The sequence below is a fragment of the Succinimonas sp. genome, from assembly GCF_045225735.1.
GTDB lineage: Bacteria > Pseudomonadota > Gammaproteobacteria > Enterobacterales > Succinivibrionaceae > Succinimonas.
The window spans coordinates 1-9,716 of the sequence record NZ_JBGVBR010000400.1 but is presented as its reverse complement, the minus strand read 5'-3'; the positions used below and the strand labels follow the sequence as shown (position 1 = coordinate 9,716).

Annotated in this window: 5 protein-coding genes and 2 pseudogenes; 2 read left to right on the top strand and 5 right to left on the bottom strand. The window is 45.3% G+C overall.

Translation table 11 applies throughout. The features are described 5' to 3' along the window. Positions 1-162 (top strand): annotated as a pseudogene (locus tag ACJROR_RS14185) (aminopeptidase); the annotation flags it as partial. Positions 163-553: 391 nt separating this feature from the next. Further along, complete coding sequence (locus ACJROR_RS14180; RefSeq protein WP_406547671.1) at positions 554-1,291, top strand: hypothetical protein; 738 nt, start codon at positions 554-556, stop codon at positions 1,289-1,291. 117 nt (positions 1,292-1,408) lie between these two features. Here ACJROR_RS14180 and ACJROR_RS14175 read toward each other — a convergent pair whose 3' ends face one another. The 5 genes and pseudogenes from ACJROR_RS14175 to ACJROR_RS14155 all read right to left on the bottom strand — a co-directional run. Then, on the bottom strand, positions 1,409-2,533 hold the full coding sequence (locus ACJROR_RS14175) for an ATP/GTP-binding protein (protein ID WP_406547670.1): 1,125 nt from the start codon (positions 2,531-2,533) through the stop codon (positions 1,409-1,411). 132 nt (positions 2,534-2,665) lie between these two features. Beyond that, complete coding sequence (locus tag ACJROR_RS14170) at positions 2,666-4,294, bottom strand: transposase (RefSeq protein ID WP_406547669.1); 1,629 nt, start codon at positions 4,292-4,294, stop codon at positions 2,666-2,668. A gap of 274 nt (positions 4,295-4,568) precedes the next feature. Beyond that, positions 4,569-7,682 (bottom strand): CRISPR-associated DxTHG motif protein, encoded by a 3,114-nt coding sequence (locus tag ACJROR_RS14165; protein ID WP_406547668.1) that lies wholly within the window; start codon positions 7,680-7,682, stop codon positions 4,569-4,571. A 57-nt stretch (positions 7,683-7,739) separates the two neighbouring features. Next, complete coding sequence (locus tag ACJROR_RS14160) at positions 7,740-8,996, bottom strand: deoxycytidylate deaminase (RefSeq protein ID WP_406547667.1); 1,257 nt, start codon at positions 8,994-8,996, stop codon at positions 7,740-7,742. 267 nt (positions 8,997-9,263) lie between these two features. Beyond that, a pseudogene (locus tag ACJROR_RS14155) lies at positions 9,264-9,716 on the bottom strand (ISAzo13-like element transposase-related protein); the annotation flags it as partial.

Genomic DNA, 9,716 nt, shown 5'->3' with positions numbered 1-9,716 from the left:
GATGCCGGAGGCGGCGGCACCGTGGCCCTCTACATCGCCAAATTCGATATCAGCGTTGTGGATCTGGGAGTGCCCATTCTGGCCATGCATTCCCCCTTTGAACTGGCTGCCAAGTACGATATCTACAGTCTCTATCAGGCAGTACAGGCCTTTTACAAATAGCAAAGCGGCCATGTGCAGCTGAACCCCCTTAAAGCCCCGGAATCAAAACTCCGGGGCTTTTTCACAGAGCACTGTCTGTTCCGGACACGCCGGATTTGATATCAGTGTTTCCGACACTAAACGGATCCGCCCTTGTGGTCAAAATTCGCGCCTCCTGTTACGCCATTTAAGATCGCTTTCTCAACAATCTGATCCTCAATTTCCGGTCAGACTTATTAGGATTTTCGGGATCAGTTAAAATCTGGGGAGAGCGGCAGCGCCGGATAACTGTGAGGATCCTCCTTATGACAGCTCCAAAGCCGGACGTTTTTTTGAAAAATGGCTTTGCGGCTTTTGCCTGGAGCGGGCATAATGCCCGATAACAGACAGAAACAACAAGGAAGATACACAGATGGATAATCTGAATGAAAACAAGGATTCCGGAAATACTCCCGAGAACGCAGCATTCTCTCAGCAGGAAGATATCCTTAAACAGCTGGAAGACATGGAGAGGAATCTCCCTAAAAGCATAAAAACCCGGAAGGCCTGTTTCAGGTACCTCATGAACGGAGAGATTCTTAAACAGTTTTCCAGTACGGTGGCGAACCGTTTTCTGAGAAAAGATGCCGGGGCGGCGACCGAACGACTGACATTCGGTTTCAGAATGATCCGCGGGAAGACGGTTATTAAGTTTGATGCGGCATGCGCGGTCGGCAGTACCCTGATCGGAGTGGTTATGGATGCTTCCGATGCCACGGCCGAGGAATACTATCCTTACTACTGGGCGCTTCTTTGCAATCACCGGGAGGAGATCGCAAGAAAGCTGGGAATTCCTGAAATCAGTGTCTTCATTCCTGTTATTTTTACCCAAAACAGCGGTATGGAGGATCCTGAACGGTGGGCCTGGATGTTTCAGATGTTCCCGCATGAAGGTTTAAGCGGAAGGATTATCGGAGAAGCAAATCCCCGGGGACTGAATGCGCTCATTATCGATTTCGGAAAATTCACGAAGCTAGTAAAGGAACCGCGGAAGGAGATTCTTCTGGAACGCTTCATCGCCCGTCTGCTGACCATCATCTCAAAGTTCCCTGATAATTCCCCGGAAGCTGCGGAAACCATAGCTGATAAGGAAGAGGAAGTTTCTGCCTGATTTCAGGAGACTCCGGAACCGGAGCCTGATCTGCGGCTCTTATTCCGCCGTGTTCAGGCGCTGTTATCGAATTGCCGGATACCTGTCATGGCGTTTCTTCCTTCAAAATAAATAGAATCATTTTCCGAATTTACCGCCTTTATAAAAATACTCGAGATTGTGTCCAAAGCGTAATTCCTGCTTGGCAGCATTGCGCGCATTGACAATTTCGTCTTTGGAGCAAATGTAATAACAATCAGGTCTAAGCAGATCGTTTGTAAAAACAGAAGTGTTATGAGCAGTTAATAGTACTTGACAGTTATATGATTTCAAGCGTTCAATAATGAAGTACGAAAGTTCAAAATGATAAAAAGCATCGAAATCGTCTATAAAAATGAATGATGGGCACTTAGTTATATCTGCAATATCTCTTAACCAGAAATATACGAGCAAAAGGGATTTCATGCCGGAAGATGCAGCATGATTGAAATCTAAGGTTTTGTTATTGCCATATTTTATTAATAGCTGCTCTTGGCCGTTCATGATTGCATGATCAAGCACATCTTCAAAACCCGCAGCTTTAAAGAAATTCTGCAAATCAGAGAACAGGCCGTCTTTGATAATCTTTTCTGCAATACACTGTTTTGGAGCAGGGGAGTAACCTATGAAACCTCTATTTTCAAGGCACCAAAACATAAGCATTTTGTCCACAAAAGCATAGAATTCTTCAAATATTTTATTAATTCTATCATTTGCTAACAGAATATTTGATTTAACAAAACGAATAATTGAAAAATTCAGTCGCTCTAAGTTTAAAACAACATTCTCAGAACCTTTAAAGTTTAAATTTACTTTTTTGTTTGATTTTATTCTATTATATTCAGCAAAAACCATGTCACCAACGGAAAGTTTTTCTGAAATCAGTCTTCCGTCGGAGTTTTTTGTGTAAGAATAAATGACATCTGCATTACTAAAAGAAAAAACATACTCAAAAGAAACGATTTCGTTATCTGAGTAAAGATTATGAAAGTTTATGTATTGATATCTGTCAACATAATGATCAGTAAGATTGGCTACGATATCAAAAATTGCAAGCCCCAGAGATGATTTACCACTGGCGTTTTTTCCGTACATTATTGCAGTTTTTACTATTCCATTAGTAATAGCTTCAGTATTAAAGCTATAGTCACCAGTTGCAGAAAAATCGATCTTTACTTTATTTTTAAATAATTTAAAATTACTGACAGTAAATGATTTTAGCATAAGATTATACTACTAATTTGCGGTTACCAAGTAAAATGCAACTAAAATAAATCGTTAATCCCAAATTCCTAGGGGTATTTTCTAACTCACGTACTCCACCTTCAAAAGGGGGAATGTGGTGGACAGATGTCATCATTCATCATCGGGAATGACATTTGGCATTGAGTAAAATGATTTTAAAGATTTTCCCTGTTTTATGTAGTAATTTAGATAATTAATATTAAAACGTTTATATAAGAATGCTGCCGAACTCTGTGCCTCGCTTGTTATTATCTTACTAGAGCATACCACGCATTTTTGATTTCTTAGGCTTAAATACAGATCTGCTAATGCACGATATGTCAGATTAAATTTCTGCACATACAAATTGACTGTTGCTGCTATTTGGCAAAGAAGCATGTGCCCCAGCGCTATTTCTTCATTATGAGTTCTTAACGAATTTAATCTGCTCCAGCATCTTCCAAAATCAAAATACTGCTCTGCCCTGAGGCGATGGCAATACAGAGTTAAAATTTCATCGTTTTTAAGAAGCTGCGATGAAATAAGAATAAACATTCCCGATGGCTCAAAGGTCTCATGAAGAGCATTGCCGCTTTTAAATATATTTTGAGAGAATTTATCAGGTTCTGTTATGGTTTTATGATTTTCAACAGAAGCCGCATCTGCATCACAGCACAAATATGCATATACTTCATTTTTATTAACCCCTGCATTACAATTAACCTGTTTTACGTGCAGAAACCGCTCATTAAAAGCAATTAGATTATCATTTGTTTTTAAATCTGCGGATCCTGTTTTTATAATGCTATCGTACAGCATCTTCATGTTTTCAGGCAGTCTTGCAATAAAAGCCATATTCGCCTTACAGAGATCATCGATGACACAGTCTGTCAAGCATCCGTCATCAAGAAAGACCAGATCTGTATTTACAGCGAATTCTCCCAGCACGGCAAGAGTTTTAGACAGGGCTGGAGATTCATTAATATTTCCTGGAATTGTTCTGAATATTAACGGATAACCTGAATCACGCTGAACGGCTGAAATTAATCTGAGTTCATTGCCATCTTTAGCGCTGTTATTGTCATAATTGTTTATATGATTGAGATCAGTCTCCATGTCGTCAGATAACCCAATGCCGTCTATAATCACGGCAGATGCATCTGAAATATTTTCCTTTACCCAGTCTATATGAGATTTGAAATATTTTTGTCTGACTTCCTCTTTTCCTAAGAATAACAGAAAATCCCTGATATTCTGCAAACGCAAATCCGCATCGGGATATAATATTCTGGCAAAGTTACCTTCATACCAGGTATTACAATGCAAACAGGACACATCAGTAAGCACATAGAATAATATCATTGAATATAATGTGTCATTATTACTATATCCGATTTTATGGAGCGCCTTATCATAATGCATTATGCGAAGTATTTCACTAATAAAGAACGCATCCCCGTAATCTAAAATCAGGTTAGTTTTCTTTTGGTCGTTTTTCAAAGCTCCGGTGTAACCCTCAGGAGCCGGAAGGTATTGATTATTAGCAATATCGTATTTAAAAAATCCTCTTTCTTTGTTATAAAAAATATTGTTTTCTTCATCAATTACTCTGCCAAGATATATCGCTCCCTTTTTCCGAACCTTGCCATTTTCCCGAAATGACACCCCGGGTACCTTGGCATACTTATAATTGCCTTTGTACTGGTAGGATAGTTTGCCAATGTCTGGTTTGCCAATGTCTGGCGCTGAATTTTGAGTCATTTGCGCTTACCAAGTAAAATGCAACTAAAATAAATCGTGAATCAGAATCAAGATCGCCGCTCAAAGCTTATTTTCATGGGGGTACGCTAAAACAGATGCTTACCAGATCGCAGTCACCAAAATCCCGGGTACTGTCTCTTCTCCTGATATCTCCCTGCAATAAGGACGATTAACACAGCAAAAAAAACAGCACCCAACAAACCTTCCCGTGCCAAGCTCCGGCAAGGAGGAGGGATGCTGTTTTGCTTAAACCATGAGAAGATCTTTCTCAGGTTCAGGCCTGCGGCTCACCAGTCTCCGGACAGGCATCACCCTCGTCCGGTTTCTGCTCCTTGTCCGGCGCCTCACCGGCGTCATTTTTCCAGCCGGCATAGGACTCTTTAAGGGAGCTCAAAGTCTGGCAAACATTTTCCGGCGTCATGCTCTCAATTGCCGGGATCTGATTTTTCAGGAAAGTAACCACCTTCATAATAGCTTGCTGGGCTTTTTTGATATCTTTCTTTCTCAGCTTCTCACCGTGAACAACATTGTTTCTGGAGTTCTTAATAGAATTCCAGTTTTCGCCAAAAATGAAATAGTTGATAGCCGAGCAGAAATTTGTGTATTTAACCTCAGTCCAGATGTTTATTAGATGTTTGCCTTTGCAAAGCTCCTCGTAAAATGTCGAATCTTTGTGCTTAGCACCAATCTGCATATCCCGATTTTTCAAAAATGCGTTTATCTCAGAAAACACTGCAGAACTCTGACATTTCTCTTGTAAATAAACTTTTTTGACGCTGTTATAGATAATGGTGTCCAGATCCTGCAACCCCTGATACGCATACAGCAGGCTTTCAAGATCATTGCCGTTTCTGAGCATGGTCTCACCCATGGACAGCAGAACAGCGACATTAGAATTACCGCTGTGCTCTACCCAGGAAAGGGAATTTCTGATGTCGCTTTCCAGAAGCTCTAAAACCGGATCGTGAATTTTACTGCAAAGCTCCCGATAAACCGGCAAGAGCTGAGAACGAGCATCATTAAACATGGATAATCCCAGAAGACGCATGCCGCTTTTGAACTTTTCCGCCAGTTCCCTGCGATTATCGCCATCCGAATTGTAATGGAACTCGCCGTTTATCAGCGGGAGCAGAAAACTCATTTTTCCGGTAGTAGCATAATTTCCTAAAGCCATGCTGTAATCGATAAGGAGATCCAGATTCTTCATGTCATAGACATAGCTCCTGGAACATACCGGAGCAATATCCGCTAACAGATGATCCACCTCGGGCTTCAGCAGGTCGTAGCTTGCGGGATCGCGCTTTAAGCTATTGAGATCTCTGATAAGACCTGACGCGCCTTCGGTGCTGTTCACAGCATCGGAAATCAGCGGGAAATCTCCGTAAAAAATCTTCTCAACGGTGATGCCCTTAAAGGACTTCATATAGGCCAGCACTCCGAACATCAGGGCCGGCATGATCCGATAGCTGTGAGTGAGGTCAATATAAAGACTGGCATTAAACTCCGTACGCTCATTAAGCTCCCGGCACAGCTTCTGCTGCTCCTCCTGGTTTTCAATATCGGAGGATATCACCAGCATCTCCACATCCATCCCGATATCATCGGAGGCGGTTTTGAGAATATCCCCCAAGGTTTGCAGATCATTTGAAGAAAATTCTCCCTCTATGGTGCTGAGAATTGCCTGAGCCTTTTCCAGTTCCTCCCGGACACCGTCTGAGAACTCAAACTGCTCCAGGAAGCTCTTCAGAAAGACATTCCAGGAGCTGGAACTGCTTCCGACCACCAGGAGTTTGGCAAGACCTTCTTCATCCCGAAGTCTTCTGGCCATGGAACACCCCAGAAACAGACTGTTACTGAGACTGTATCTGCTGTCCGTTTTTCCGCTGGCGGGATCATAATATTCGTAATCAGTTCTGGTATAGTCCCCCGCTCCCAGAAATGACACCATCATGCGTGATGCCGGAACATCAGCTTTGGCTGAACGAAGTTCCACCCCCAGAGCATCTAGGCACTCCTCCAGATCCAGATAAAAATCCTTGCTTTTCATGCCAATCCCGGAGGAATCTTTGTGCACCAGGGCCGATCGGAATACCTGCATAAAATCCTGATAAGGGGTTACTTTTGATTTTTGTTTCGATTTTGATTTTCCTTTCGATTTTTTTCCGCCCATGCCCTCGGGATAAGGGTAGTTCTTTTTCAAATAATTGTTCTTCGCCTTGCTGGACTTTCTCGGATCAATACCGTGCGCCTTAAGCTCCAGATCCATGGCATGATAAGTTGCCATCATGGCGTAAATATAGTTCTCCACTGACGCATACATTGACGCCATGCCGCGGAAAAATGCGGGCTCATTTTCCTCTGAAACCCAGTCGGTCATGTATCCCATAAAAAATTTAAGATAGGGATCATCCAAAGAAGATACGAGGGATTCGAATTCCCGAGGAAGGGTCATTCTGGCTTCGCTGTACTCGCAATACTTCATGATCCTGCCGGCTTCTTTAATCCCCGATCTGAAATCAGCTGCCAGCTTAAGATCCTGAAACACTCCGATATCTCCGGAGTGCATGAAACGATTAACCATATCGGCAGTGCGGACATATGCGGACAAAGGATTCAAAATGCAAACATTGTTGGGCTGAAGCTTTTTAGCGGCCGTATTCTGCGATCCGCTCGCTGCTTTTTTGGGAACCCCCACGTTATGCAAAAGCTCCCTTAACGCGCTTAATTTCTGCCGCGCAAAAGCGGTATCTTCGCTTGCTGCCAGGCCGTTGATCCGGTTTATCCAGTCATTTACCTGTTCCGTTCTTCCGGTGGTGTCTCTCTTGTTATTGTTAGAACTATCCCGATTGTAAAAAACCTCCTGAATCGAGACATCCCTGGTTTCCTTGAGACAAAGAGCCAGAGCATGAGCGGCCATAGGCATAACCCGGAGACCGGTGGTAACATCAATGAAGAGATCCGCTCCCTCGGGAACCAGATCCCGCACTCCGCGCACAACTGAAAACTGTTCATCAAGAGAACAGGAATATCTCTCATGGAGAACCAGTCTGAACTGAACTCCGCAGCGTTCGCCGATCTCCCGGTTGAGAAGATCCTCTTCCTCCCGGAGCTGCTCCGGAGTGATCTCATCTGGACAATTCTGAACCTCATATGGCAGTCCCAGCTTCAGGCTGCTGTTAAACCAGGCCTTTAAGTTTCCCCAGGAGCTTCCTGCGGTGCCGGCAATGATAAAGTCAGTTATCCTTTTCCTGCGGAAGTCCCTTAAAAAAGTCCATACGGCAGCCACCGGCAAGGTATCATCGCAGCTGAACTCGCCGGGAAAGATGTAGCGTCTTTCTCCGTATTTGGCTTTCCCCAGAAAACTAAGCAGAACCGTTCTTTTTTCCATAAAGAGTCACTCCCGTAAACGCAGCATTAAATTCAATGCCTGTCATTGCCCTGAATATCAAATAATCCTGTCTACCTTCATCTCCCGGGCATCAAAGTAATAGCACCGCACCCCGGATTCGCTGAACATGGTCTTGGAAATCTCCCAGGCCTCGCCCCAGCGCTCATTGACGCTGGTATCAATAAACACCCGGGCGATACCCGCCTGAATAATGGCCTTGGCGCATTCCTGACACACCGGCAGGTTGTGGATGTAGATAGAGGCTCCCACCACCGAGGAACCGTTGTACAAGGCATTTAAAATGGCATTCATCTCCGCATGCACCACCAGCCGGTACTTCATTTCCCGGTTGTTGTAACGCTCCGGAGTATCCCGGACACCCCGGGGAAAACCGTTATAGCCCTGGGAGATGATCTGTCCCTTGTCCCCCACAATAATGGCCCCCACCTTGGTAGAGGGATCCTTGGACCAGGTTCCTACCAGTCCGGCGATCTCAAAGTAGCGGCTGACCCACTTGGGAGCCGGAGTATCCGCCTCGGCATCGGAGGATCCCCCGGTAACCGCGGAAACCGCAGCGGGATAAACAGAGGCATCGGCCCCGGCAATGGCATAAAAGGCATCTTCCGGATCTTCGTCTCCGGCATTGTCTTCAGCGTTGTCACCGGCATCAGCCGCTTCCGCTTCATCTTCCTGTACCGATTCCGGCGCTGACTCTTCCGCTGTTTCTCCGCTCTCGGGAGCGGCAGTTTCCGCCGTCGTGTCTTCGGTTTCCGGAAGGGACTCATTTTCCGGAGCGGCTGCCGCGGCCGTCTCGTCTGCTGCCGCTGTTTCCGCTGCTGACTCTTCCGGCACGGGAGCATTGCTCCCTCTGGAATCAGGCGCGGTATTAACGGATGCGGTTTCTCCCCCGGACTGACTCTCCTTCCGCCTTACAAAATCATCAAAAAGCTGCCGGAAGAGATCCTTGATATCCGCATTATCGATATCATCATTGTCTACGAAGGAGCTTATGAGAGGATGCTTAATACCTTCCGGCTCCTGCGTGTCCCGATAGTAGCAGCGGAGCAAATCCCCGGGCTCGATAAAATACTCATAATCCGGAAACGCCCGATGCCCTTCCTCGGCCCCCATCTCTTCAGTAAAGAAATCCATCACCGCTTCTTCGTCAGCTGCCCGAATACCCTCCGAGGTTCGGTTCCAGAAGCCGGCGCTGACCAGAGCCTCTCCCAGAATGGAAGGATGGCCGTCACCGGTCTTAAGCTGTTCCTTGCTGCCGTCGGAAAGCGTAACTGTTATGTTGGCGTATGTTCCCATGGTTGTTCTCCTGAAGCCGGATACTTCCCCGGCGACCGTAATTAGTCACTTTTACCTGCGCCGGCTTTATCTCCCGGCGTTTTCTGTTTGTTTTCGTCTGATTCCGTCTGATTCTGTATTATTCCGTCCGCTGCTGTCGCTATTCTCTGAGTTCCGTCCCGGAGCTGCCAGAGCTTAATCCCGCAGCTTTTCCTCATGTACTGCCGCCCTGTTTGCTGCCTGCAGTTTTTGCTCAATCAGGAACAGTCTGCAAATAACCGGCGCATTTCATTGCTGGAATATGGTGTATTAAGATGGCCGCAAAACTCATTCCTGACAAGCCTGATACCGGCATATTCCTCATCTGAAACCTCGGTTCCTGTTTTGTATTCCATTTCAGCAACGCCGCGCTGTACATCCGGTTCACCGCCATCAGGTTCCGCGTCTGTCGTTGCAGCGGCAACCAGGCTGACAATAACCTCTATGCTGTCCAGTGGTCTGCCCTGCCAGTTTCTCGTTATCTGGCTGAACAGTCTGTGTTCTGTCTTGTTCCACTTTGAAATTCCCGGTGGAAAATGCAAGACCTCAATTGGAAAGCCCAGATCATTTGCGAGCTTCTGAAGTTCATATTTCCAAAGTCTGCAGCAATACCCGCTGCTTCCGCCTCCGTCATCTGTAATATACAGCTTTGAAGCTTTGGGATAACGTTCCTTCCCCATATAGTTCCACCAGTTCCGAATG

Excerpts from the sequence above, each read along its gene's own strand:
- ACJROR_RS14180 (WP_406547671.1), top strand. The coding sequence starts at position 554 with ATGGATAATCTGAATGAAAACAAGGATTCCGGAAATACTCCCGAGAAC.
- ACJROR_RS14175 (WP_406547670.1), bottom strand. The coding sequence starts at position 2,533 with ATGCTAAAATCATTTACTGTCAGTAATTTTAAATTATTTAAAAATAAA.
- ACJROR_RS14170 (WP_406547669.1), bottom strand. The coding sequence starts at position 4,294 with ATGACTCAAAATTCAGCGCCAGACATTGGCAAACCAGACATTGGCAAA.
- ACJROR_RS14165 (WP_406547668.1), bottom strand. The coding sequence starts at position 7,682 with ATGGAAAAAAGAACGGTTCTGCTTAGTTTTCTGGGGAAAGCCAAATAC.
- ACJROR_RS14160 (WP_406547667.1), bottom strand. The coding sequence starts at position 8,996 with ATGGGAACATACGCCAACATAACAGTTACGCTTTCCGACGGCAGCAAG.